The sequence below is a fragment of the Acinetobacter sp. YH12058 genome (assembly GCF_013419805.1).
In the GTDB taxonomy this organism is placed as follows: Bacteria; Pseudomonadota; Gammaproteobacteria; order Pseudomonadales; family Moraxellaceae; genus Acinetobacter; species Acinetobacter towneri.
Genome location: NZ_VOZL01000013.1, coordinates 1 through 23,330 on the forward strand (window position 1 = coordinate 1; position 23,330 = coordinate 23,330).

24 protein-coding genes, 1 rRNA gene and 1 pseudogene are annotated in these 23,330 nt (G+C 42.7%); 10 read left to right on the forward strand and 16 right to left on the reverse strand.

Annotation, left to right across the window (positions count from 1 at the left end; all coding sequences use genetic code 11):
• The 4 genes and pseudogenes from rrf to FTU09_RS13865 form a co-directional block, all read left to right on the forward strand.
• A 5S ribosomal RNA gene (gene rrf, locus FTU09_RS08820) occupies window positions 1-98 on the forward strand; the annotation flags it as partial.
• A 330-nt stretch (window positions 99-428) separates the two neighbouring features.
• Window positions 429-1,787 (forward strand): MFS transporter, encoded by a 1,359-nt coding sequence (locus FTU09_RS08825; RefSeq protein WP_180080012.1) that lies wholly within the window; start codon window positions 429-431, stop codon window positions 1,785-1,787.
• A gap of 189 nt (window positions 1,788-1,976) precedes the next feature.
• Window positions 1,977-2,495, forward strand: coding sequence for a PQQ-dependent sugar dehydrogenase (locus FTU09_RS13860; protein ID WP_257226854.1), 519 nt, complete (start codon window positions 1,977-1,979; stop codon window positions 2,493-2,495).
• Window positions 2,453-3,134 (forward strand): annotated as a pseudogene (locus FTU09_RS13865) (PQQ-dependent sugar dehydrogenase). Before FTU09_RS13860 ends, FTU09_RS13865 begins: the two are co-directional and overlap by 43 nt.
• A gap of 424 nt (window positions 3,135-3,558) precedes the next feature.
• Here the strand turns inward: FTU09_RS13865 and FTU09_RS08835 are convergent.
• The 4 genes from FTU09_RS08835 to ribF form a co-directional block, all read right to left on the reverse strand.
• A complete protein-coding gene (locus FTU09_RS08835) occupies window positions 3,559-4,041 on the reverse strand; it encodes a peptidylprolyl isomerase (protein ID WP_180080014.1) in 483 nt (160 codons plus the stop codon).
• The gene (gene lspA / locus FTU09_RS08840; RefSeq protein WP_004974039.1) at window positions 4,034-4,573 is read right to left on the reverse strand and encodes a signal peptidase II; all 540 of its coding nucleotides are present in this window, start codon (window positions 4,571-4,573) and stop codon (window positions 4,034-4,036) included. Before lspA ends, FTU09_RS08835 begins: the two co-directional genes overlap by 8 nt.
• Complete coding sequence (gene ileS, locus FTU09_RS08845) at window positions 4,566-7,412, reverse strand: isoleucine--tRNA ligase (protein ID WP_180061288.1); 2,847 nt, start codon at window positions 7,410-7,412, stop codon at window positions 4,566-4,568. Before ileS ends, lspA begins: the two co-directional genes overlap by 8 nt.
• A 67-nt stretch (window positions 7,413-7,479) precedes the next feature.
• Window positions 7,480-8,481, reverse strand: a complete 1,002-nt coding sequence (gene ribF, locus FTU09_RS08850) for a riboflavin biosynthesis protein RibF (RefSeq protein ID WP_131261250.1) — start codon at window positions 8,479-8,481, stop codon at window positions 7,480-7,482.
• Window positions 8,482-8,687: 206 nt separating this feature from the next.
• Here ribF and FTU09_RS08855 point away from each other — a divergent pair, with 206 nt between their 5' ends.
• Window positions 8,688-9,254, forward strand: a complete 567-nt coding sequence (locus FTU09_RS08855; protein WP_004974047.1) for a hypothetical protein — start codon at window positions 8,688-8,690, stop codon at window positions 9,252-9,254.
• 80 nt (window positions 9,255-9,334) lie between these two features.
• On the opposite strand, the gene FTU09_RS08860 is transcribed toward FTU09_RS08855, so the two are convergent.
• The 9 genes from FTU09_RS08860 to ubiG form a co-directional block, all read right to left on the reverse strand.
• Window positions 9,335-10,012 (reverse strand): TetR family transcriptional regulator C-terminal domain-containing protein, encoded by a 678-nt coding sequence (locus tag FTU09_RS08860; protein WP_104852769.1) that lies wholly within the window; start codon window positions 10,010-10,012, stop codon window positions 9,335-9,337.
• A gap of 419 nt (window positions 10,013-10,431) precedes the next feature.
• Window positions 10,432-11,778 (reverse strand): amino-acid N-acetyltransferase, encoded by a 1,347-nt coding sequence (gene argA / locus FTU09_RS08865; protein ID WP_004974049.1) that lies wholly within the window; start codon window positions 11,776-11,778, stop codon window positions 10,432-10,434.
• A gap of 145 nt (window positions 11,779-11,923) precedes the next feature.
• On the reverse strand, window positions 11,924-12,307 hold the full coding sequence (locus FTU09_RS08870; protein ID WP_004974051.1) for an RcnB family protein: 384 nt from the start codon (window positions 12,305-12,307) through the stop codon (window positions 11,924-11,926).
• Window positions 12,308-12,509: 202 nt separating this feature from the next.
• Window positions 12,510-12,899, reverse strand: a complete 390-nt coding sequence (locus FTU09_RS08875) for an RcnB family protein (protein WP_154320157.1) — start codon at window positions 12,897-12,899, stop codon at window positions 12,510-12,512.
• 246 nt (window positions 12,900-13,145) lie between these two features.
• Window positions 13,146-13,301 (reverse strand): hypothetical protein, encoded by a 156-nt coding sequence (locus tag FTU09_RS08880; protein ID WP_179990216.1) that lies wholly within the window; start codon window positions 13,299-13,301, stop codon window positions 13,146-13,148.
• Window positions 13,302-13,430: 129 nt separating this feature from the next.
• Window positions 13,431-13,850 carry a hypothetical protein gene (locus FTU09_RS08885; RefSeq protein ID WP_004974057.1) on the reverse strand — a complete coding sequence of 140 codons (420 nt, stop codon included), beginning with the start codon at window positions 13,848-13,850 and terminating at the stop codon, window positions 13,431-13,433.
• A 207-nt stretch (window positions 13,851-14,057) separates the two neighbouring features.
• Complete coding sequence (locus FTU09_RS08890; RefSeq protein WP_131261239.1) at window positions 14,058-14,804, reverse strand: YciK family oxidoreductase; 747 nt, start codon at window positions 14,802-14,804, stop codon at window positions 14,058-14,060.
• Window positions 14,805-14,885: 81 nt separating this feature from the next.
• Window positions 14,886-15,593: an HAD family hydrolase gene (locus FTU09_RS08895; protein ID WP_180080016.1), complete on the reverse strand. Its 708-nt coding sequence runs from the start codon at window positions 15,591-15,593 to the stop codon at window positions 14,886-14,888.
• A complete protein-coding gene (gene ubiG / locus FTU09_RS08900) occupies window positions 15,590-16,306 on the reverse strand; it encodes a bifunctional 2-polyprenyl-6-hydroxyphenol methylase/3-demethylubiquinol 3-O-methyltransferase UbiG (protein WP_168417636.1) in 717 nt (238 codons plus the stop codon). Before ubiG ends, FTU09_RS08895 begins: the two co-directional genes overlap by 4 nt.
• Before the next feature lie 181 nt (window positions 16,307-16,487).
• Between ubiG and FTU09_RS08905 the strand changes: the two genes are divergently transcribed.
• The gene (locus tag FTU09_RS08905; protein ID WP_004974070.1) at window positions 16,488-17,108 is read left to right on the forward strand and encodes a thiol:disulfide interchange protein DsbA/DsbL; all 621 of its coding nucleotides are present in this window, start codon (window positions 16,488-16,490) and stop codon (window positions 17,106-17,108) included.
• A 114-nt stretch (window positions 17,109-17,222) separates the two neighbouring features.
• Here FTU09_RS08905 and FTU09_RS08910 read toward each other — a convergent pair whose 3' ends face one another.
• Window positions 17,223-17,879 carry a TetR family transcriptional regulator gene (locus tag FTU09_RS08910; RefSeq protein WP_180080023.1) on the reverse strand — a complete coding sequence of 219 codons (657 nt, stop codon included), beginning with the start codon at window positions 17,877-17,879 and terminating at the stop codon, window positions 17,223-17,225.
• Between the two features lie 204 nt (window positions 17,880-18,083).
• Between FTU09_RS08910 and rph the strand changes: the two genes are divergently transcribed.
• Both rph and FTU09_RS08920 read left to right on the forward strand, forming a co-directional pair.
• The gene (gene rph / locus FTU09_RS08915) at window positions 18,084-18,800 is read left to right on the forward strand and encodes a ribonuclease PH (protein ID WP_004974074.1); all 717 of its coding nucleotides are present in this window, start codon (window positions 18,084-18,086) and stop codon (window positions 18,798-18,800) included.
• Window positions 18,801-18,977: 177 nt separating this feature from the next.
• A complete protein-coding gene (locus FTU09_RS08920; RefSeq protein WP_180080025.1) occupies window positions 18,978-19,181 on the forward strand; it encodes a hypothetical protein in 204 nt (67 codons plus the stop codon).
• 106 nt (window positions 19,182-19,287) lie between these two features.
• Here FTU09_RS08920 and nadC read toward each other — a convergent pair whose 3' ends face one another.
• Window positions 19,288-20,133, reverse strand: a complete 846-nt coding sequence (gene nadC, locus FTU09_RS08925; protein WP_004974082.1) for a carboxylating nicotinate-nucleotide diphosphorylase — start codon at window positions 20,131-20,133, stop codon at window positions 19,288-19,290.
• Between the two features lie 177 nt (window positions 20,134-20,310).
• On the opposite strand from nadC, the gene ampD reads away from it, so the two are divergent.
• Window positions 20,311-20,910, forward strand: coding sequence for a 1,6-anhydro-N-acetylmuramyl-L-alanine amidase AmpD (ampD, locus tag FTU09_RS08930; RefSeq protein ID WP_004974083.1), 600 nt, complete (start codon window positions 20,311-20,313; stop codon window positions 20,908-20,910).
• A 50-nt stretch (window positions 20,911-20,960) separates the two neighbouring features.
• Window positions 20,961-22,511: a murein biosynthesis integral membrane protein MurJ gene (murJ, locus tag FTU09_RS08935; RefSeq protein ID WP_180080027.1), complete on the forward strand. Its 1,551-nt coding sequence runs from the start codon at window positions 20,961-20,963 to the stop codon at window positions 22,509-22,511.
• Window positions 22,512-22,588: 77 nt separating this feature from the next.
• On the opposite strand, the gene FTU09_RS08940 is transcribed toward murJ, so the two are convergent.
• A complete protein-coding gene (locus FTU09_RS08940) occupies window positions 22,589-23,278 on the reverse strand; it encodes an FKBP-type peptidyl-prolyl cis-trans isomerase (RefSeq protein WP_004974089.1) in 690 nt (229 codons plus the stop codon).
• Between the last annotated feature and the right edge of the window lie 52 nt (window positions 23,279-23,330).

The window sequence follows — 23,330 nt, forward strand, 5'->3', positions numbered from 1 at the left end:
GAGTGAACCACCTGATCCCTTCCCGAACTCAGAAGTGAAACCTCTTCGCGCTGATGGTAGTGTGGGGTTACCCATGTGAGAGTAAGTCATCGCCAGCTCATTATTCAAACACCCTCAACTAGCGTTGGGGGTGTTTTTTATACGGAAAGGAAAATATTAAGAAGAAAAGTAGAAGAAAGAAGTTTAAAACAATATATTTACAATAATAAATTATGTGAAAAATATAGCATATATCAAAATATCATAAATTACTGCAAGTCTATTTAGTCGAATTTATCTACAACTTTAGTCTAGGTTTTTAAGAAAATTAACCAGAGTTAAGTTTTTGCTGTAGACAAAAAGTGAATATTGATTCATTTTATATACAAAAGTGAATAACCATTCATTTTTTATAAAATAAAAAGCTCACAATTGGAGGTGAGGGAAAAATGACAGCAACAACAATGAATGTGAATGCTGTAGTGGATCAAGCAAAGTTTAAACCTTTTCATTTAAAAATTGTACTTTGGTGCGTATTTGTCGTTATTTTTGACGGTTATGATTTGGCGATTAACGGTGTGGCTTTACCACTACTGATGCAAGAATGGAATATGACGGCTGTACAGGCAGGTATGCTTGCGAGTACGGCACTGGCAGGCATGATGTTTGGCGCCATGCTGTTTGGCATGTTGGCAGACAAAATTGGCCGTAAAAATGTCATATTAATTTGTGTGACGTTATTTAGTGGCTTTACTTTTTGGGGCGGCTTTGCATCCAACCCAACAGAGTTTGGTATTTTACGTTTTATTGCAGGTTTAGGGATTGGCGGGGTATTGCCTAACCTCGTGGCTTTAACCTCTGAATATGCACCACAAAAAATGCGTAGTACCTTAGTTACCACCATGTTCAGCGGCTATGCCGTGGGCGGCATTATGGCAGCCTTACTTGGTGCATGGTTGACGCCTAGCTTTGGCTGGGAAGTGATGTTCTATATTGCGGGATTACCGTTACTTATTTTGCCTTTATTGTGGTTTTTCTTACCAGAATCTTTAACTTTTTTGGTGAAAAAACAGCAACATGAAAAAGCGTGTCACATCGTCCAGCAAATTAGCCCACAAGAAAATATCAGCCCACAAACACAATTTGTATTAAATGAAGTACAAACCGCAGATGCCTCAATTGCAGCCTTATTTAAAAATAACCGTGGCATGAGTACTTTGCTGTTTTGGTGCTGCTTCTTTATGTGTTTGTTGATGGTTTATGCTTTGGGCAGTTGGTTGCCAAAACTGATGATGGCAGCAGGTTATTCGCTGGGTAACAGTTTAATGTTCTTAATGGCGATGAACATTGGTGCTGTGATCGGAACCATCAGTGGCGGGATTTTAGCAGACCGTTTCCACTTAAAACCTGTGATTATTGGCATGTTTTTATTGGGCGCATTCTCTCTAGTGGGTCTAGGCTTTAATTCACCACAGCCTGTGATTTATTTATTGGTGGGCTTAGCAGGTGCTTCTGCCATTGGCAGCAGTATTTTATTGTATAGCTTTGTTGCTCAGTATTATCCACTTACGATTCGTTCTACAGGTATCGGCTGTGCTTCTGCAGTGGGGCGTGTCGGTGCGATTGTAGGCCCTATTATTATTGGCGTACTTTTGGGCATGGATTTACCACATAAAATGAACTTTTTGGCGGTGGCGATTCCTGCAGTGATTGGTGCAATTGCAGTAGCACTGATTCGTTTACAAAGTACATCACAGGTGGTGAGTGAGCCAAGCGTGGTTAAAAAAGCCAGCCGATCTTATAGTTAATTGATCGTTAGTGTTTTGGGACTTTGAAATTAAGGAGCATTGCTCCTTAATTTTTTGCCTATTCACTTTGTAGAAGATTTAAGTAAGAAAGTGTGTATCGCTACATTTCTACTGTGCACGAGGTACATTTCATTGATTATGATGTCTTGATTAGCACAAGCAAAGATTGTGAATAGAGGAGCAATTAGGATGCTCAAGATAAATCGGCAATACTATGGATTTATATGTCTAGTTGTATTGGGTTTAACTACAGGGTGTAATGCGCAAGTTGAGCCGAAACAGAACACGGCTGCTTTAGAGTCAAAATCAACTTCTGCACAAAATTTACAACGCTATCAAATACAGCCAATTGCAGATTTTAATGAGCCGTGGGCATTGGCAGAATTACCCGATGGACGCCTATTAATTACAGAAAAAGCGGGGAAATTAAAACTTTTTGATCCAAAAACAGGTCAAAGCTTAGATGTTCAAGCTATCCCTGAAGTCGCCTATGGCGGACAAGGTGGTTTGGGTGATGTCATTTTAGATCCTGAATTTCAACAGAATCAGCAGATTTATTTAAGTTATGCCGAAGTGGGTACGGGTGGTTACGGTGCAGTCGTGATTCGGGGCAAGCTTGTATTAGATGCTAAACCCACGCCAAAACTCAAAGAATCTGGCAGCAAGTGCCGAAAGTATCGGGACAAGGACATTATGCGCATCGTATAAAGTTTGGTGCAGATGGCAAATTATGGATAAGTTCTGGTGAGCGACAAAAGTTTGAACCTGCTCAGGATTTAAAATCTAATTTAGGTAAAATTTTGTGTCTAAATGCAGATGGCACAACCCCTTTAGACAATCCATTTCAAACACATGGAGAGATTGCCAAGCAAGTCTGGAGTTTGGGGCATCGCAACCCTTTAGGCATGGCATTCGATCCCGCAGGGCAGCTTTGGGTTGCAGAAATGGGACCTAAAGGTGGCGATGAGTTGAATCTGATTGTCAAGGGCGAAAACTATGGCTATCCGTTGGTGTCGAATGGTGATCATTATAATGGGTTGCCCATTCCAGACCATGCAACTCGTCCTGAATTTACAGCCCCTGTTCTGGATTGGACGCCAGTCATCTCACTCAAGTTTGATGTTTTATACGGGAGATGTATTCCCACATTGGAAGCATAAAGCCATTCTTGGTGGTTTATCTTCAAAAGCAATTATTGTGGTGGATACGCAAGCACAGCCTGTTCGGGAGTTACAGCGTATCGAGATGGGTCAGCGGATTCGTGGCGTACTTCAAGCACAGGATGGCAATATTTGGGTGATTGAAGATGGTCAATCTGCCAGATTGCTTAAATTGGTGGCTCCATAAAATAAATTTCTTCAGGTCTAAACTTATTTCAAAGTAGGACAAAAAACAAATAGAAAAAAGCCCCAACATCATGTCGGGGCTTTTTCAGATTTATGTTTAGGTATTACTCCTGTTATACCTTTCAGCGTCCTGCCGTTATATTATTTATTATTGTTATTCTTGCTTTTAGAAACATCCTGTTTCTGTATGTGTTAAATATAAAATGAAAGCTGATCTTTGCCTAGCGTCAATTTTCTGCAGTGCATGTAAGCTAAAACGTACAACGATATATCGGTAAAATATAGATCAATAAACTGGATTTATTTAATTTTAAGTATTTGATTATATTTAATAATTATCTTATTCAATAAAAAATCTCCCAAATTCATTTTCTTGTACTTGGGAGATTTGAACAGCAGAAAGATGCAGTAAGTATGCAAATTGATTACATCAACTTAATACCTTGTTGTCCTGCTGGGGTCACTCTAAAGATTTCAACTTCAAAGGTAATATTTTTACCCGCTAAAGGGTGGTTAAAGTCTACTTCAGTCACATCATCGTTGACAGATTTCACCACGCCATAGAGGCTTTGTTTGGCTTTATCTTCAAACTCAATCATGTGTCCTTCAACTGGACGTTGCTCAAATTTAACCGTATCAAAAGTTTGTACGTTTTCAGGATTCCATGGACCAAATGCTTCTTCAGGTGGAAGACTCACGGTACGACGGTCACCTGCACATAAACCAAATAATGACTTTTCAAAACCGGGTAATAGGCTGCCATCGCCCATGACCAAACTTACAGGTTCAGCGCGGCTACGGGTGTTGTCAATTTCTACACCATTTTCAATGGCGACAGAAAAGTGCAATTCGACTTTTGAGCCATCTTCAATACGAGTTTCATCATTTGGATTAATAATTTCAGTCATGTTGCGCCTGCGCTCGTTCAATTCGGTGCTTTTCTAGGAAAAACGTATCAATTAACAGCAGAATGGTGCCAAGTGTGATGGCACTGTCTGCAATATTAAAGGCAGGGAAGTGGCTGTTGTTGTAGTACACGTGAATAAAATCGACCACGTAGCCAAGACTGACCCGATCAATTAAATTCCCAATCGCACCGCCTAAAATCAAGGCAATCGCCAAAGGCAGTACGATGACATTTTTTGGCATACGCATTAGCCAAAATACAAAAATTACAGACACTAAACCTGCCAGTGAGGTAAAGAAATAACGTTGCCATCCACCTGCATCGGACAAGAAACTAAAGGCAGCGCCATAGTTATGCAGTAAAGTCCAATTCAAAAAGGGCAATACAGGCACTGGATCTGCGTAATTCAGATGCGATACTGCAATCCATTTGGTCCATTGGTCGAGAATAATCGCGACAATGGACAAGCCCACCCACCATAAATTATGTGGATAGAACTGGAATAAGCCCTTTTTGTGTTGTGGATTAGGCATATTTTCTCTCTTCGCCTTGACCTGTTGGAAGGTTGATAATACAACGTGAGCACAAACCTGGATGTGCAGAATGTGTATTCACATCAGGGAGTACATGCCAGCAACGTACGCATTTTTCGCCATCTGCTGCAGAAACTTTCACGTTCAAGCCATCTAAATCAGAGGCTTCGCCTTGTGCAGCATCAAAGCTATTCACAATCACTTGTGAAGTAATCAGAACAAAACGCAGCTCATCGCCTAGTTTATCCAATACGGCTTTGAGTTCGTCATTCGCCCAAAGCTCAACTTTAGCAGACAGGTTGGAACCAACGGTTTTGGCAGTACGTGCAGCTTCAATGAATTTATTGACGGCAGATTTAACTGCAATTAGGGTTTGCCATTCCGCTTCTGCCAAGATGTTGGCTTCAGAAGCCACTGGAATGTCATACCATTCTGCAGTGAACACGTATTTTTCTGATTGCTCAGGAATTAGCGGCCATGCTTCTTGTGCAGTAAAGCTTAAGATTGGTGCCATCCAGCGAACGAAAGCCTGAACCAAGTGATACAAAGCGGTTTGTGCAGAATGACGTGCTTGCGAGTCTGCTTTGGTGGTGTACTGACGGTCTTTGATGATATCGAGGTAGAAACCACCCAAGTCATTAATACAGAAGTTGGTCAGTGCACTGGTCACGATATGGAAGTTCATATCTTCATAGGCTTGCTGAATGGTTTTCTGTACTTCTGCGGCACGTTGCAGGATGTATTGATCCAGTGCAATCAACTGATCTACAGGCAGTGCATCTGTAGCGGGTTTGAAACCATTTAAGTTGGCCAACAAGAAACGCAAGGTGTTACGGATACGACGATAACCGTCAGAGGCACGGCTAAAGATTTCCTTACCTGCGGTCATTTCATAGCGATAATCTGCCGATGCAATCCAGAAGCGTAGGCCGTCTGCACCCATGTCTTTAATAATGTCTTGTGGGGTAATAATGTTACCCAACGATTTCGACATTTTGCGACCTTTTTCATCCACCACAAAGCCGTGTGTTAACAAGCCTTTGTATGGTGCGCGTTCATTGATTGCAATCGAGGTGAGTAATGAAGATTGGAACCAACCACGGTGTTGGTCTGAACCTTCAAGATATAAATCGGCTGGGTCTTGTAACTCTTCACGCTCACGTAGTACGGCGTAGTGGGTCGTGCCTGAGTCGAACCATACGTCTAATGTATCGCGTACTGCATTGTAGTGCTCGGCATCATCACCAATGAAGTCTTTGGCTTCACGGTTGTACCAGCCATCAATCCCTTCTTGCTCGATCAGTTTTGCAACTTCTTCGATCAATTCAGGTGTGCGTGGGTGCAATTCGTTGGTGTCTTTATGTACAAAGAATGGAATTGGCACGCCCCAAGTACGTTGACGTGAAATACACCAGTCTGGGCGACCTTCAATCATCGCTTGGATACGGTTTTTACCCCAATCAGGTACAAAGCTGATGTCATTTTCAATCGCATTCAGTGCGCCTTGACGTAAACCTTTGGCATCCATGCTGATAAACCATTGTGGTGTAGCGCGGAAAATAATTGGAGTTTTATGACGCCAGCAGTGCGGATAGCTGTGTTTGATTGGGTGATGTGCCCACAGCTTATTGTTTTCTGCCAAAGTCGCAATAATTTGTGGATTGGCTTTGTAGATGTGTTCGCCTGCAAAGATTGGTGCAGTAGGTAAATATACGCCATTGCCACCGACAGGATTGTCAACTTTTAGGTTGTATTGTAAGCCAACTTTATAGTCGTCCACACCATGTCCAGGCGCGGTATGTACTGCACCTGTACCGCTTGTTGCGGTCACGTGTTCACCTAAAATCACAGGTACTTGGCGTGCTTGAATCAGTGGATGTTGTAAGATCAGGTTTTCGAGTTTGTCACCTGTGAAGTCAGCCAACACTTCATAGCTGCTAAAGCCATAGCGTTCAGTTGCAGACTGTACTAATTCTTTGGCTAAAATAAAGTTTTGTGCTGCTTTTTCATCGCTACGTGCTTTTACCAATTGATATTCAATTTCGGCATGCAAGGCAACAGCTTGGTTAGCAGGCAATGTCCACGGTGTTGTGGTCCAAATCACGATATCTGTTGCATCGGTAATTTGAACGCCCAAACGTGCAGATAAATCGGCTAAATCAACAACAGCAAAACCGACATCAATCGCATCGGATTTTTTATCTTCATATTCAACTTCGGCTTCTGCCAGTGCAGAACCACAATCTAGACACCAATTCACAGGTTTTAGACCAGGTTCGATATGGCCTGCTTTAGCAATCGCACCGAGTGAACGTACGATGTCGGCTTCTTGCTTGAAATTCATGGTGAGGTAAGGGTTATCCCAATCACCAAATACGCCCATACGCACGAAGTCTTTTTTCTGTAATTCAACTTGTGTGTAAGCATATTCACGGCAGGCTTTACGGAAAGTTGAGGCATCAACTTTAACGCCAACTTTACCGACTTTTTCTTCTACTTTGAGCTCAATTGGTAGACCGTGGCAGTCCCAACCTGGAACATAAGGTGCGTCATAGCCATCCATGACACGGCTTTTAATAATGATGTCTTTTAGGACTTTATTGACCGCATGACCTAAGTGAATTTGACCATTGGCGTATGGAGGGCCATCGTGAAGCACATATTTTTTCTTGCCAATACGCGATGCACGAATCTGCTGATAAATGTTGTCAGCATACCACTCTTCTAACCATTTCGCTTCACGTACTGCCAGATTTGCTTTCATTGCAAATTCAGTACCTGGGAGGTTTAGCGTGGCTTTATAATCCACTGCATTTTCAGGAGTTTGCTTATCGCTCATGCAAGTTGTCTTCCAGTTGAATCAGCCCATGGACTGACGCGTTTTACATTAAATATTCAGGGTAAAATTAAAAAGGGAAATTTGGATGATCTTGTCGAAATTCAAGAAGTTTTTCAACATCATCATCAATTCCCGCTTTAAGTGCTTCAAGCGAAGGGTAGTTTTTTTCGCCATGTAAATAGTTTAAAAACGTGACCCGCATTAACAAGCCATACAGATTAGCAGAAACATTGGGGAAATGTACTTCTAATCGCCATTCGGGATGTTCTTGCTTGATGGCAGGACGAGTTCCGACATGCCCTGCACCAAATAAACTGTTTGGGCTGTAGCCTGCAACACCTGTTTTGCTAGGATGTGCATTGCTGACTGTGTCGGTTAAGGAGGTGGTTTCGCAGACCACTTCAACGCCATAAATACCGTTTAAACAAGGACGATGACGGTTTAAACGTACGTTAATGGTGGGGAAATCTAGGGTACGACCAATTTGATCGCCATATTGTACGCGTCCGGTAATACTATAAGGACGTCCGAGCAGTTGTGCAGCGAGAGCCAAGTCACCTGCTTGTAGGGTTTGGCGAATACGTGTGGAGCTGACCCGTTCACCCGATAAATTTACAGTGCTTAAATTGGTAACTTGAAAACCAAAGTTACGTAAAAAGTCACTGTTGCCTTGACGGTTTTTGCCAAAATGAAAATCATCACCCAAAACTAAATGTGTGGCATTTAAGCTATTTTTTAAAAGGTGGGCAAAGGCTTCAGCATTTAAACTACGGAAGTGATTGTCAAACTTGGCCACGGCAATATAGTCGATGCCCAATTCAGTCAGATATTCGACTTTTTCCCGCAAAGAACTGATACGTGGCGGGGCATCATAACCTTTAAAAAATTCCAGTGGTTGTGGTTCAAATAGCATCACCACCGTTTTTAGTTGTTGTGCGGCAGCCACTGCTTTGAGTTGTTGAATCATCGCCTGATGACCGACATGCACGCCATCAAAATTGCCAATGGTCACGGCAGTTTGAGCTAAGTCGGTGGTAGAAGATAAAGCATTCAGGCGGAGCAGCTGCATGGTCGAATGAAAGTTGAAAATTTGTAAGAGCTATATATTGCCATATTCTCGCGCTTTCGTCTTGTTGTTGTGTTTTTAACCTGAAAAATTATCGAAAAATCAGGCAAAATCCGACAATTTAATCTGCAAATCGCAATCGGGTTTGCACCGCATTCAAATTTCTTTTCTAATGGGGCGGTTTTAATGAACTGCACGAGTAGATGGCTATGAATTCTGATTTTGCTTTAATTATGGCATTGCCCAGTGAGTCTAAAGGCTTGTTTGAGCAAGCTGGGATTCAGGTGCATTACAGTGGCATTGGTAAAGTGAATGCCGCATTTAAAGCCTTTGAAGTGATTCAGAAAACAGGCTGTAAAACCTTGCTCAATTTAGGCACTGCGGGCAGCTCCCATTTTGATGCGCATGCTTTGGTGGAAGTGAGTCAGTTTGTACAGCGAGATATGGATGTTTCACCGTTGGGTTTTCAGGTGGGGGTGACGCCTATGGATCAGGAGCATCCTGCAGAAATTGAGCTGGAACGCTATTTTGAGCATTTACCTAACGGAATTTGCGGTACAGGCGATAGTTTTGAAACGGGGACACCGAAAGTGCCGTGTCAGCTGGTCGATATGGAAGGCTATGCGATTGCCAAAGTCTGTAAAAAACTAGGCGTGCGCATGTTGTCGGTCAAATATATTACCGATGGTGCCAATGATACGGCACATTTAGACTGGGAAGAAAACTTGTTGCTAGGCGCACAAAAATTATTATCGTTATATCAAAGTGTTAAGTAATACAGTTGCCCAAAACGCCACGACCCGAGTAAAAACTAGGGTCGTGAGCTAAATTCGGATATTTGTTCAGGTTGGCGCGATTATTCTTGCGCTTCCTGTGCTGGTTCAGCCGTGACAACAGTTGCTTCTGTAGCATTGATTTCGTCCTGACGAGGCACAATACCGTACAACATCATGTGAACCGTGTGTTGTAAAACGCGTTGCAGCATACTGCGGTTACGCAAGGTTTTACCTGTGACCATTTCCATTTGTGTGGCAAAGTCAGCATAGTTTTGGGTAATGGCCCAAATATTCAAAATGAGCAGTTCAGGGTCAATCTGTTTCGACAGTTTGCCTTGTTCTTGCCACATGGTAATGACTTTGGCTTTGCGTTTTACCAGTTTTTTCAGAGGACCTTTTAAAATTTCCTGAATATGTGGCGCACCTTGAATCACTTCTAAAGCAAATAGACGTGATGCTTTCGGTTGAGTACGGGAAACCTCAATTTTCTGTAACAGATAATTGGTAATCGCTTCTTCTGGCTCAAGTTCGGCTTCAAGCATTTGTAAAGGCGCAAGCCATTTTTGTAGTACTGTGGTCAGTACTTCAACATAGAGCGCCTCTTTATTTTCATAATAATAGAAAATATTCGACTTATGCATTTCTGCAATTTGTGCGATTTCATCCAAACTTGCACCGCTAAACCCGTATAAGGAAAATACGTCGAGTGCAGCATTGAGAAGCTGATGGCGTTTTTGTGTACTCTTTTTTTGTTCCATTCGTAATTTTAAAACAATGAAAAAAGGGAATTATTAATTGTACGGCAAATCGTCAGTCTTGTGCATCATTAAAAGATGTATTTTTAAAATATTTATAATTTATTCTGTAGTTTAGCTATGCAATCAGTCAAAAAACCAATTAGGGTTGGGGAGTATATTTGCTCATGTATTTTTTGACTAAATGATTAGCGTTTGTTGATTTTATTTATAAATGGTAAAAGTGAAGTTTTCTTCTGTCTTGTATCAATTTTATTTAAAAAAACTAAACAGTGGTGTGAGTGCTGCCAATTTTGATCATCCCTACACTGCCGTGCTGACAGGTATAGGTGTGATGACCTGATTTAATCGGCAGCATGTTCCACGTGAAACATTTCTGGGTTTTGATTGTGCTGTGTCATTCAGCGTACCAAAAGTTTCGCTTAGAGCCGTTTTTTACACACAATTGAGTTGCGTTGATAGTTATATAAAGCCTGACGTGCATCGGGTAAATCATCGACACTGGCAGGTGCAAAGCCCTGTTCTAAAAACCAGTGTGCGGTGCGAGTGGTTAAAATAAATAATTGCTGAATACCCATGGTTTTGGCTTTATCTTCTAAATAATCCAGAATTTGGCGACCACGGTTGGATTTACGATAAGCAGGATGCACCGCGACACAGGCAATTTCGGCCGACTTGAGTTCATGACCTGTGGTCGGAATGGGGTACAAGGCGGCACAGGCGAGAATCATGCCGTCACGTTCAATCACTGCAAATTGTCCAATTTCATTTTCCAGACGCTCACGTGAACGATATACCAACACGCCTTCTTCTTCTAAAGGACGTAATAAACGAATCAAACCGCCTACATCCTGAATATTGGCCGTACGCACTTCTTCATAATGTGCATCACTCACCATCGTCCCTGAACCATCACGGGTAAACAGTTCTTCGAGTAAAGCACCATCGTAGGCATAGGAAATGAGATGTACCCGATGTACGCCGTTTAATGAGGCATCTTGGGCTGCATTTAAGTGTAAAGCCAATTCAGGATGATGTCGCTGAGCATCTTCAATATATGGATTTAAATGTTGCGGATGAACTTCACGTTGCAATTGACCTTCGGCATTCTGCAAACCGTGCTGCGCGCCTAAGAAAATCAGTTTGTCAGCTTTTAATTGAATGGCAGTTTTAGTTGCCACTTCTTCAGCCAACAAGTTAAACACTTCACCTGTGGTGGAATAACCTGTTGGACCGAGCAACACAATATTATGATTTTCTAAATGGCGTTGAATGGCATCGACATCTACAGTGCGGACTTCGCCAGTCAGTTGATAATCGACCCCATCACGAATGCCATACGGTTTGGCGGTGATAAAGTTACCCGACACCACATCAATCCGTGCGCCGTACATAGGGGAGTTCGCTAACCCCATCGACAATAAAGCTTCAATTTGCAGGCGAATTGAACCAACAGCATTCATGACACAAGATAAAGATTCGCGGGTGGTGACACGGCGTTGCAAATGAAACGGCGTATCAATTTGGCTGAATTTTAAGTTTTGATTAATTTGTGGGCGCGCACCATGTACCAAAATCAGGCGAATACCAAGTGAGTGTAGCAGGGCAATATCATGAATAATGTGCTGAAAGTTTTCATGCAAAACCGCTTCACCATCGAACATAATCACAAAGGTTTTATTGCGGTGGGCATTGATATAAGGCGCAGAATGTCTAAACCAATGCACATATTGTAAGGTTGTGCTGTGCGGGTTTTCAGTTGGAGTCATTCGTTGGCCTGCTGTAATGATCGATGGTGCTGTCTTTGATTCTAATCAAAAAATTCTGCAGCGGAAGACTAAATATAAAAAAACACCTGAATGGTGCTTCAGGTGTTGTGGAGAAATGCTATTTTTCAGCTCAGGCTGAACGGTTTTAGCCAATAATACGAATAATACGCTGGGTGCGCTCATTAATCAGCACATAGTCACCGTTGACTTTATACCACTGCTGATAACGACCTGTGTTGGGTAAACGACGTGCTTCACGATCACTGACTTTGTAGCGGTTCGCATCATATCCGCGTGGGAGGTTTTGACCTACACGCCAGTCACGACTTGGATTCACGCGTTTTTGATCATAACGCTTTTGTTCCCACTGTGCATGATGACGTGGATTGTCCCAACGCTTGTCGTGATGTTTATAGGTGGCACTCGCTTGATGACGACGATCATCATAACGATGGTCGGGTGCTGCCATAGCCGATGTTGCCATGATTGCGCTTAAAGACAGTGCTAAGGTGCTGAGTAATTTTTTCATGCGACTTACCTTCAGTTTTAAATATGGGGTAGATGTGTCCAAATTAGTCAAATACTCAAGATAAATGATGGTGGAAATTGAGGTGAATTGTGAATTTTATGGAGAAAACAAGGAGAGCCTGAGCGGACTATCGCTCTATAAAAAAAGCCCAAAGTGAGCTTTGGGCTATGTATTTAGATATTGTGTATGTACAACAGTAGGTCTATAAACCTGCGATACGCAAAATATGGTGATTTTCGACATCGACCAAAATGTAGTCTTGGTTGATTTTATACCATTGTTGTTTGCGTTCAGGGCGGGGCAAGTTATGTTCCTGATAATCGACTTTATAACCATTGCCACGATAATGCTGCGGCATGACATAACCCGTTTGCCATTTATGTTGTTGTAAGCGTTTTACACCACGTTCTTCACGCATGCGGCGTTTGTCTTGCATACGCTCTTCTGCATCGGCACGAAATTCATGTTTATTGTGTGCTTGGTTACGAGGATGGTCAGCTGAGTCTCGATCAAATTGAGGAGCGGCAGTTGCAAAATTGCTGCTTAGTAAAGCACTGAAAGACATTGCCAGAACTGTCAAAATCTTTTTCATGTAAACCCCTCATTCTCTCATCTTGATATCACAGTTCATACTTTAACCATTAAATGCAGAGAAACTGTGAAGAAAGCACATGAATTTTTTAAATACGCTCTGCAGGATGCGGCATGGTATTGATTCTATTATGCGACAAAATACGAAATTTAGTAGCTATCGCTCAGAAAATAGGGGTGGGATGATTTTTCTTGTGCTAAGGAAAGGATGAGACATCACCATAGCAGCGTACTGCTATGGTCTGCTTTAGTTCCAATGTTCAGTTAAGCCTTGTAAAGATTGCACAGCGATGGCAACACATTCGGCTGTTTCACGATCATCCAAAGCCACAATTAAATGCTGACCTAATTGCAAGCTTTTAATACTTTGAATCACGGCAGTTTTACGTTGAATATCAGTCATCACAATTTACCTAATGCTTGTTGTGGAGATACATCAAGCATAGGTGATGTATATTGATTTGGAAAACCGTATAATTTTATAAAAACAATCCAATAAAACGATTATTGCCACCGTTGCCATGAGTTTTGCTTAATAGGCGTAGTTTAAATCGGTGTAGTCGGTCAATGATTTTTGAATATGTGCATTGATAAATTCGCGTACATCTTCAGTACTCATTGGTGCGCCTTGCTTGCTAATCACGTGTTCAATTTCAGGTTGCCCTTCAATTTTAATACGATAAACAAAGTTTTTTACCACTTTGTAGGCATCGTCCAGTTTTTCAATGCCTGTGACATAGTGGTAAGCATGTTCAAAATTAAGGTCGGTATGTGAAAATACAAACTGATCAAACAGTTTGATTTTCTGACCGTTGTCGAGTGCCTGAATGTCATCTACGATGCTGGCTTCAAACTTCATGCCATATTTTTCAGAAATAGGCTGACCATCAATCAGTAAAGACACCATACCATCTTCAAGTGGTGTCACGGTGATGTTGTTTAATTCAGTCATGTTGCTCTCTGCATCGTTGAGGTTGAATTGAGATGTGGAAGCATGGTAATCAGGCTTTGCATTGCCAAAAATAGGCAGGATAGAAACCTGAAAATGCTTGTGCGATGCCATTTTACCGCAAATCAATGTGCAAAAATTGGCAATATGCTAGGTTAAGTCCATAAAAAAGGAAGCAAGCGCTTCCTTTCTTCGGATCAAACGACAGAACTAATCCTGTGCATCAATACTTTGACCATTCATGTGCAAGCTGTCATCGCCCATTAAATATAAATAGGCAGGCATGATGGCATCGGGTGTAGGTAAAGTTTTTGGATCTTCATCAGGATAGGCTTTGGCACGCATGGCAGTGCGGGTTGCACCCGGGTTAATGCAGTTGTAGCGAATATTTGGATGCACCTGTTCTTTGGCAAATAACTGGCTCACCGCTTCAATTGCAATTTTAGACACCGAATAAGCACCCCAGCGTTCACGTGCTTCACGACCTACACCTGAACTGGCAAACACGACTGAAGCATGTTCCGATTTTGCCAAAAGTGGTAATAATTCCTGAGTGAGTACAAATGGCGCACGTAAATTCACTGCCATGACGTCATCCCAAACATCGGCAGGGTAATTTGCCAACTCAGTCCGTTCGCCTAAAATGCCCGCATTGTGCAAAATACCGTCTAAACGTCCGAATTGTTTCTCTAGAGTATCGACCAGCAACTCATAGTCACGTGGCGAAGCGCTAGACAGTTGCAGCGGTAAAATAGCAGGTTGTGGTGCACCTAAACTTTCAATTTCATCATAAATGACTTCAAGTTTATTGAGGGTACGACCATGCAATACCACAGTGGCCCCATGCAGGGCATAACTGAGGGCAGCGGCACGTCCAATACCATCTCCCGCACCGGTAATGAGGATAATGCGATCTTTTAACAGATCGGGGCGAGGTTGATATTCTGAGTATTTCATGGTCATCCCTCCTATATTGATTTTTTATTGGTCATGTTTTAAAGGTGATATTCGTGCTTTGACAGGTGTTATAGAATCAACTCAGGCATTGGCATTCAGGCTGCTTGATAATGTTGCGGCTTGCAGCACCAATTTGTCTAAAACCGTATGTAATTCAGCGACTGAATCCACTATACAATCTGCTTGCCACGCTGTTAAGTCATCTTTGTGTTGTAACGGTAAATAACCGTAAGCGGCCAGAATGGTGTACATATTGGCATTGCGGCCTGCATCAATATCACGTGGATGGTCGCCCACATAAATACAATCTTCAGGGGCAATTTCAATCTGTTTGGCTGCCAAATACATGGGTTCTGGGTCAGGTTTGGTGTGGCTGACATCTTCAGGGCAGACCAAAACCGCACAGCGGTCAGTTAAATTCAGTGCCTTGAGTAAGGCTTCACTGAGCCAGCGCGGTTTATTGGTGACAATTCCCCACGGAATTTGATGCTGTTCCAAAGCTTCGAGCAGTGGATACATGCCCTCGAACAAATCGGTTTCTACCGCAATATCAGCGCCGTACAGGTCTAAAAAGCGTTGTCGGTGTGCAAGAAATACAGGGTCATCTACCTCAAGTTCTGGATAGACCAGTTTTACCATTGCCCGTGCACCTTCAGACACCTGCGTGCGAATGGCTTCTGCTGCCACAATCTCACAGCCTTTGTCGCGGCACATGTCTTGAATGATGCGAATAAAATCTGCAGCGGTATCAATTAAGGTACCATCAAGGTCGAATAAAACGGCTTTCATTCTGTTGCCTCATTGACCGTGTAAACCATGTAGTTCACATCAACATTAGGTGCCAACCAATAGCGTTTAGTCAGTGGGTTGTAGTGTAAACCCGTCATATCTTTGAGTTTTAAACCCGCTTGGCGAATGTCATGTGCCAATTCAGATGGTTTAATAAATTTATGATAATCGTGCGTACCTTTGGCCAGCATACGCAACACGTATTCTGCACCAATAATGGCAAATAAGTATGATTTTGGATTGCGGTTAATGGTAGAAAAAAATACATGACCACCTGGTTTGACCAGTTTTTGGCAGGCTTGAATAATAGAGGCTGGGTCGGGTACGTGCTCTAACATTTCCATACAGGTCACGACATCGTACTGACCAGCCTGTTGTTCTGCCAGTTGTTCAACAGGAATTTGGCGATACTCAATATTATTTACGCCTTCTTGCTCAGCATGGATACGTGCCACATTTAAAGGTGCTTCGCCCATATCAATGCCGAGTACATTGGCACCACGACGTGCCATACTTTCTGCCAAAATACCACCGCCACAGCCGACATCCAGCACTTTTTTGCCTGCTAAACCGCCTGCATGCTCATCAATCCAGTTCAGGCGCAGTGGGTTAATCATGTGCAGGGGACGGAACTCGGAATGCTGATCCCACCATATGGCTGCAAATGCTTCAAATTTGGCAATTTCTTGTGGATCAACATTCAGTTGCGACATGGGTGTCACCTCAATTTAATCGTGATGATGGTAAAAATATGTATAAACCCTAGTGTAGCGTTAATTCTAAAAAAAGCGATAAAAGCTGTAAAAAAGTTCACAGAAGGAAAACGAAATCAGCATAATTGATTTATAGTGTTGCCATACACTAAACAGAATGATTTAGAGGATTATAAACGCAATGAAAAAATTCCTTTTAGGTAGTTTGGCAACAGCCATCTTTGCTATTTCTGGTAGCACTATGGCGGCAAATTTTGTAGCAGGTAAAGATTATAGCGTTGTCGCCAACCCAGGTAAGGTTGATGTACCGGGTAAAATTGAAGTGCGTGAGTTCTTTTGGTATGGCTGTGGTCACTGCTTTACTTTAGAACCATATATGCAAACATGGTTACGCCAGTTACCTAAAGATGTGAATTTTGTGCGTACTCCTGCAGCCATGAATCCTGTTTGGGAAATGAATGCACGTGGTTATTATGTGTCTGAAGCTTTGGGTGTGCGCAAGAAAACTCACTTGCCACTTTTCCATGCCATTCATGACAAAGGTCAGCAAATTTTTGACCAACAATCACAAGCTAAATTCTTTGTGAAATATGGTGTACCTGAAGCGAAATTTAACAGCATGTTTAACTCGTTTGCGATCACCTCTAAAATTTCACAAGCTAAACAATTGGCGCGTCAGTACCAATTGACAGGTGTACCTGCGGTGGTGGTGAATGGTAAATATATCGTTCAAGGCGATAACGGCAAAGTGATTCAAGTAGTGAACTACTTGGTTGATCAAGAGCGTAAAGCTAAGAAATAAGCAGATGCAATAACAAGATGATGCAAGGCTGAATCAGCAGCGCATCGCTAAAAACCGCAATGATTGCAACGTCATTGCGGTTTTTTTAATGCAGGTTAAAAGTGTGTTGTATGTTTAATCTGCGACAGGCTGCGGACGTTGCCAGTGGCAAATGCCACGAAATAATAAATGTACTTGAGTAATGGTTTGTTGAATAAAACGCTGCTGTTGTTCAGGTAATTTTTCGGCTTCAAATTGGCGTTCTAAACCAATCCAGCTCATTGCCCAGTTTAAAGACAAATTAATTAAAATATTGGCCAGGACGTGTAAGTCTTCGGCATGTTGAAAATGCTGCACACTTTCTACCCGTTGCAAATCATTGGCTAAATCTTCAATTAAAAAATCAATTTCACGGGAAATGGCTTGGCGTAAAACGGCAGAACCGCCCCAGCGTTCGGCAATTAAAAAAATCCATTGTTGTGGGCGTTGATCGACTGATTTAAAAAACAGGGTCAATGCCGTTTCTGTCTGTGCATCGGGTTGGTACAAATAGCCTTGCCCCAATTGATGCAAAATCCCTTTAATGTGTAGGGCAACTTGATCGACCAAATCGAGTGCTAAAGCATCCATATCTTGAAAATGCCGATAAAACGCGGTGGGCACGAGCCCAATCTGTCGTGAAATTTCCCTTAAGCTGATGCTGCTAAAGGCACGTCCAGAAGCACTCAGTTGTAGTACCGCATCAATAATGGCCTGACGACTTTGTTGTTTTCGTTCTTCTCGAATCGACATTTTATTTCCTGATTCTGCCAGTGCCGCGCAGTCTAACAAAAACCTGAATTGCAGAGTAATACTAAAAGATGAATGAAGCGATGTTGCGGTTATTGTGGCAGAAGTAAGCGAAACTGCACAGGGAACAGCCTAGAAAAGCGACCTTCGCTGTGGCATCTGTTATACTTGCGGGCAATTTATTTGAGCCAAAAATAAGGACACATTATGCGTATTGACCAACGAGCTTTAGATCAATTACGTGAGGTAAAAATTACCCGTAACTATACTCGCTATGCTGAAGGTTCAGTGTTGGTAGAGTTTGGTCATACCAAAGTTTTGTGTACCGCAAGTATTGATAACTCTGTACCGCGCTTTTTAAAAGGGCAGGGACAAGGTTGGGTAACTGCAGAATATGGCATGTTGCCACGTTCAACTCATACCCGTAGTGACCGTGAAGCGGCGCGTGGTAAACAAAGCGGACGTACACAGGAAATTCAGCGCTTAATTGGTCGTAGCTTGCGTGCCATGGTCGATTTGAAGAAACTGGGTGAAAACACTATTACCATTGACTGCGATGTGATTCAGGCCGATGGCGGTACCCGTACTGCAGCCATTACAGGTGCAGCAGTGGCATTGATTGATGCTATGAATGTGTTGCTGGAAAAGAAAAAAATTAAGCATGACCCATTAAAGGGTTTGGTGGCTGCAATTTCTGTGGGCATGTACCAAGACCAAGTGTTATTGGATTTGTGCTATGAAGAAGATTCAAATTGCCAAACTGATTTAAACGTGGTGATGACACAAGCAGGTGAATTTATTGAAATTCAGGGTACTGCTGAAGATAAGCCGTTTAATCGTGTGCAATGTAATGCCATGTTGGAAATGGCAGAAAAAGGTATTCAGGAATTGGTAAAAAAACAGCAGCAAGCTTTAGGTTGGTAAGCTAAGCTTTTTGATGTTTTTCTGCTGTTTAAGAGCGCATCTTCGGATGCGTTTTTTTATGGATGAGATTTAGATTGCGATAGGAAGCGTGAAGCAAAAAGCTACAATATTGCAGGATGCGTTCTTTTAAGATGGAAAACTGTATGCAAAGAGCCTGAATGAAAAGAGGAGGAAAGCATGAAACTATTGATTATTTTAATGTCTGCCATGATGTTGTTTTTAACTGCATGTGATTCACGTACTGAGCGTGAAAATGAAGACAATCGTAGTGTACTCGGTCAAGCTTCTGACAACGACAACGACAACGACAACGACAACGACAACGACAACGACAACGACAACGACAACGACAACGACAACGACAACGACAACGATGATTAAATTCAAAATTGAGGCATAAAAAAAGGAGGCTCATTTGCCTCCTTAAAATCAATTTTTGGAAAAAATTAAGGGTGCAGATTGCACCCTTAATTTTAAAAGTAATCGTTTACGCATTAAAACGCATTGATAAATCCACAGCTTTGACATCTTTGGTTAAAACACCCATCGAAATATAATCTACGCCTGTACTAGCCACTTCACGTAAATTTTCAATGGTGATGTTGCCCGACGCTTCAAGTTTACAACGACCTGCCACATGCTTGACCGCATCAATCATTTGTTGCTGGCTAAAGTTATCCAACATCACAATATCAGCTTTGGCTTCAAGGGCTTGATTTAGTTCATCCCAAGTTTCCACTTCAACTTCTACAGGTTTGCCCGGAGCAATGGCATGTGCTTTGGCAATTGCCTGAGTAATGCCGCCTGCTGCCATAATGTGATTTTCTTTAATCAAAAAGGCATCAAATAAGCCTAAACGATGGTTTTGTCCACCACCGACCGTGACAGCATATTTTTGTGCAATGCGTAAACCCGGTAAGGTTTTACGGGTATCTAGCAGTTTGGTATTTAAGCCTTCAAGTTGTTGCACATAGGCTGCGGTTTTAGTCGCAACAGCAGACAGGGTTTGCACAAAATTCAGCGCAGGGCGTTCTACCGTTAACAGGCTGCGTGCAGAACCTGCCAATTTCAAAAAGGCTTCATTGGCAGCAACGTGGTCGCCATCATTTTTTAACCACGTGACTTGCACATTGGCATCGTATGCTTGAATCAGGGCATTTACCCACGGTTGACCTGCCAAAATCATGTCTTCACGGCTAATAATGGTGGCAGTGGCCTGCTCATCTTCAGGGGTCAATAATGCGGTAATATCACCATCGCCAATATCTTCTTGCAAGGCTTGCTGAATATTGATTTGGATGGATTGTTCAAGCAAAGCTGGAGAGATGCTCATAAGATTTTCCGTGTCGATCTTGCCCATGAAAATTGCGCGTTATATTAACACTGTTCTGCGTCAGGATGTGTTTTTTAGCCACGTTCGGGTGTAATTTAAGATGTTCATTGTCACGCGTTGGCATTAAACTGAAATTTCTGTTCTATTTTTCTATTCTAATGGTTTGGGGATTGCCTTATGCAGCATGTGCCGTCGTTTCAGGTGGTTGAGGGTCAATTACAAGGGGCAAGACAAGTCCCATCTCCGAATTTCAACGCCCGTCCGACAGACCAAGAGATTCAATTGCTGGTCATTCACAATATTAGTTTGCCGCCGTCACAATTTGGTGGTGGTTATATTGAGCAATTTTTTCAGAACCAAATGGATTGGTCGCAGCATCCTTACTTTCAGACCATTCAGGGCCTGCAGGTTTCGGCACATTTGTTGATTTTAAGAACAGGCGAGGTGCTGCAATTTGTTAATTTTGCAGATCGGGCGTGGCATGCGGGGCGTTCTAGTTATTTGGCACAGCCTGAATGTAATGACTATTCAATTGGGATTGAATTAGAGGGCAGTGATGACTTGCCTTTTGAAACAGCGCAATATCAGAGTTTGGTGCAGGTGGTACACAGTTTGCAGCAGGCCTATCCGAGTATTCAACAGCATATTGCAGGACATTCCGATATTGCACCGGGACGTAAAACTGATCCGGGGCCGTATTTTGACTGGCAGTATTTTCGTGAACAGTTATCTCAACTTAAAGCTTCGACATCACAGGAAAAATTGATCAATCAATAACAAAACTTTGTTGATGCTTTGATTACAATAGCGACTAAATTTTTAATTGGGTGGTAACGATGGCGCTTTGGCGATCGACCTTTATTGTCAGTGCAATGACCATGCTGTCACGGGTGCTAGGATTAGTCCGTGATGTGGTATTGCTGAATGTGTTTGGTGCAGGTAAAGATTTCGATACCTTTGTGGTGGCGTTTCGTATCCCCAACTTTTTCAGGCGACTGTTTGCCGAAGGGGCGTTTTCGCAGGCATTTATTCCTGTATTGACCGAATATAAAACCAGCCGCACTCATGCCGAAGTACAAATTTTAATTAGTCGGGTTTTTGGCTGTTTAATGACGGTAATGACAGGGCTAACCTTTACCGCCATGGTGGCTGCGCCTGCGGTGATGTATATCTACGCACCGGGTTTCCATAGCGACCCTGAAAAGTTTGCGCTAGCCACCGATATGTTCCGCCTGACCATTCCTTATTTGTTGTTTATGTCGCTGACGGCATTTGCCAGCAGTATTTTGAACAGCTATGGCTCATTTACCACGCCTGCCTTTGCGCCTGTATTGCTGAATGTGGCGATGATTGCAGGTGCATTATGGCTCACACCGTACATGGCAGAGCCGATTATGGCACTGGGTTGGGCGGTGATTACCGCGGGTGCTTTACAACTTGCGATTCAAATTCCAGAACTATGGCGTAAAAAGCTGCTGATTCCCCCTAAAGTTGATTTCAAGCATGAAGGGGTGGATCGGATTATGAAGCTGATGCTGCCTGCTTTATTTGGGGTATCGGTCACGCAAATTAACCTGCTACTCAACACCATTTGGGCATCTTTTATGCAGGATGGTTCGGTGTCGTGGTTGTATAGTGCGGAACGTATGACAGAGCTACCTTTGGGCTTAATTGGTGTAGCGATTGGGACGGTCATTTTACCGTCACTGTCTGCGCGTCATGCAGAACAAAATATGGATAAATTCCGCGGCATGATGGACTGGGCTGCACGGGTGATTATTTTGGTAGGTGTCCCTGCCAGTATTGCACTGTTTATGTTATCAACGCCTATTATCCAAGCCTTGTTTGAGCGTGGTCAGTTTAGTTTTAAAGATACGCAAATGACCGCTTTGGCCTTGCAATGTATGAGTGCAGGGGTGATTTCATTCATGCTGATTAAAGTCTTTGCACCGGGTTTTTATGCACAGCAAGACACCAAAACACCAGTACGTGTGGGTTTAATGGCTGTGGCTGCCAATGCGATTTTAAACGTGGTGTTTATTGGCTTCTTTAAACTGATTGACTGGCAAGCTGAACACATGGCATTGGCACTGGCATCATCAGGTTCGGCTTTGGTGAATGCAGGCATGTTGTATTTCTATTTGCATCAACGCAAGATTTTCCGTTTTGGTGCGCACTGGAAAAAACTCATGGTGCAGTTTGCAGTGGCAAATGCCGTGATGATTGCTGCGTTGTGGTATGCCTTAACTTGGTATAACGGTGATGTATCACAATGGATGCGTGTGGCAGAAGTCACTGCGCTGTGTGTGGTGGGCGTAGTGGCCTATGGGGTTGGATTGTTGGCAACGGGTTTTAGACCACGTCATTTAAAACCTTAATGAAGCGAAGTTGATCTGAAAAAATACCGCAATTTAAATTGCGGTATTTTTTTGTTTAAAGATGATGCGGCTTTGGATTATTTTACAATTTCTAAAAGTTCCACATCAAAAATAAGCGTGCTGTTTGGCTCAATTGCATCGCCTGAGCCAATTTGACCGTAGGCTAGAGCAGCAGGAATAAAGAAGCGATATTTGGCACCAACTTTCATGAGTTGTAAGCCTTCAGTCCAACCTTGAATGACTTGGCTGACCTGAAATTCTGCAGCTTGATCGCGGGCGATAGAACTGTCAAATACCGTACCATCAATTAAACGACCTTCATAATGGACTTTAACGGTAGAGGTGGCTTTGGGTGATTTGCCCGTACCTGCCTGTAAGACTTGATATTGCAAGCCAGACTTGGTGACTTTGACCCCTGCCTTTTTGGCATTATTGTTTAAAAAGGCTTGCCCAATTTTAGCATTGCTATCGGCTACTTTTTTAAGCTCAATCAGTTGTTTGGCTTCGGCTTGCTTTTTGAATTGAGTCAGCACTCGTGCCATTTCTTCATCGCTTAAACTGGCGGCTTGGTCTTGTGTTGCCATTTTTAAGCCAGCAATGAAGGCTTCGAGATCAATATCTTTTAAGGTTTCCGCATTGCTGCGCCCCATTAAATAACCAAAGCTATAACCGACCTGATCTGCAACAGGACTTTTATTGGTCACGGTTTTGGCAAAACTGCCACTGCTGAGCAGTGCGATACACACAAGGGCAAGGTGTTTTTTCATTCTTTTCGTCCTAAGACCATACAGGAGAGCCAAGCTCTCCTGAAAGGGTGAT

Excerpts from the sequence above, each read along its gene's own strand:
- FTU09_RS13860 (WP_257226854.1), top strand. The coding sequence starts at position 1,977 with ATGCTCAAGATAAATCGGCAATACTATGGATTTATATGTCTAGTTGTA.
- ubiG (WP_168417636.1), bottom strand. The coding sequence starts at position 16,306 with ATGTCGCAACTGAATGTTGATCCACAAGAAATTGCCAAATTTGAAGCA.
- lspA (WP_004974039.1), bottom strand. The coding sequence starts at position 4,573 with ATGCCTAATCCACAACACAAAAAGGGCTTATTCCAGTTCTATCCACAT.
- FTU09_RS08875 (WP_154320157.1), bottom strand. The coding sequence starts at position 12,899 with ATGAAAAAGATTTTGACAGTTCTGGCAATGTCTTTCAGTGCTTTACTA.
- ribF (WP_131261250.1), bottom strand. The coding sequence starts at position 8,481 with ATGCAGCTGCTCCGCCTGAATGCTTTATCTTCTACCACCGACTTAGCT.
- FTU09_RS08890 (WP_131261239.1), bottom strand. The coding sequence starts at position 14,804 with ATGAAATACTCAGAATATCAACCTCGCCCCGATCTGTTAAAAGATCGC.
- rph (WP_004974074.1), top strand. The coding sequence starts at position 18,084 with ATGCGTATTGACCAACGAGCTTTAGATCAATTACGTGAGGTAAAAATT.
- FTU09_RS08920 (WP_180080025.1), top strand. The coding sequence starts at position 18,978 with ATGAAACTATTGATTATTTTAATGTCTGCCATGATGTTGTTTTTAACT.
- FTU09_RS08910 (WP_180080023.1), bottom strand. The coding sequence starts at position 17,879 with ATGTCGATTCGAGAAGAACGAAAACAACAAAGTCGTCAGGCCATTATT.
- FTU09_RS08860 (WP_104852769.1), bottom strand. The coding sequence starts at position 10,012 with ATGGAACAAAAAAAGAGTACACAAAAACGCCATCAGCTTCTCAATGCT.
- FTU09_RS08905 (WP_004974070.1), top strand. The coding sequence starts at position 16,488 with ATGAAAAAATTCCTTTTAGGTAGTTTGGCAACAGCCATCTTTGCTATT.
- FTU09_RS08880 (WP_179990216.1), bottom strand. The coding sequence starts at position 13,301 with ATGACTGATATTCAACGTAAAACTGCCGTGATTCAAAGTATTAAAAGC.
- nadC (WP_004974082.1), bottom strand. The coding sequence starts at position 20,133 with ATGAGCATCTCTCCAGCTTTGCTTGAACAATCCATCCAAATCAATATT.
- FTU09_RS08825 (WP_180080012.1), top strand. The coding sequence starts at position 429 with ATGACAGCAACAACAATGAATGTGAATGCTGTAGTGGATCAAGCAAAG.
- FTU09_RS08835 (WP_180080014.1), bottom strand. The coding sequence starts at position 4,041 with ATGACTGAAATTATTAATCCAAATGATGAAACTCGTATTGAAGATGGC.
- FTU09_RS08855 (WP_004974047.1), top strand. The coding sequence starts at position 8,688 with ATGAATTCTGATTTTGCTTTAATTATGGCATTGCCCAGTGAGTCTAAA.
- FTU09_RS08895 (WP_180080016.1), bottom strand. The coding sequence starts at position 15,593 with ATGAAAGCCGTTTTATTCGACCTTGATGGTACCTTAATTGATACCGCT.
- ileS (WP_180061288.1), bottom strand. The coding sequence starts at position 7,412 with ATGAGCGATAAGCAAACTCCTGAAAATGCAGTGGATTATAAAGCCACG.
- FTU09_RS08940 (WP_004974089.1), bottom strand. The coding sequence starts at position 23,278 with ATGAAAAAACACCTTGCCCTTGTGTGTATCGCACTGCTCAGCAGTGGC.
- ampD (WP_004974083.1), top strand. The coding sequence starts at position 20,311 with ATGCAGCATGTGCCGTCGTTTCAGGTGGTTGAGGGTCAATTACAAGGG.
- FTU09_RS08885 (WP_004974057.1), bottom strand. The coding sequence starts at position 13,850 with ATGACTGAATTAAACAACATCACCGTGACACCACTTGAAGATGGTATG.
- FTU09_RS08870 (WP_004974051.1), bottom strand. The coding sequence starts at position 12,307 with ATGAAAAAATTACTCAGCACCTTAGCACTGTCTTTAAGCGCAATCATG.
- argA (WP_004974049.1), bottom strand. The coding sequence starts at position 11,778 with ATGACTCCAACTGAAAACCCGCACAGCACAACCTTACAATATGTGCAT.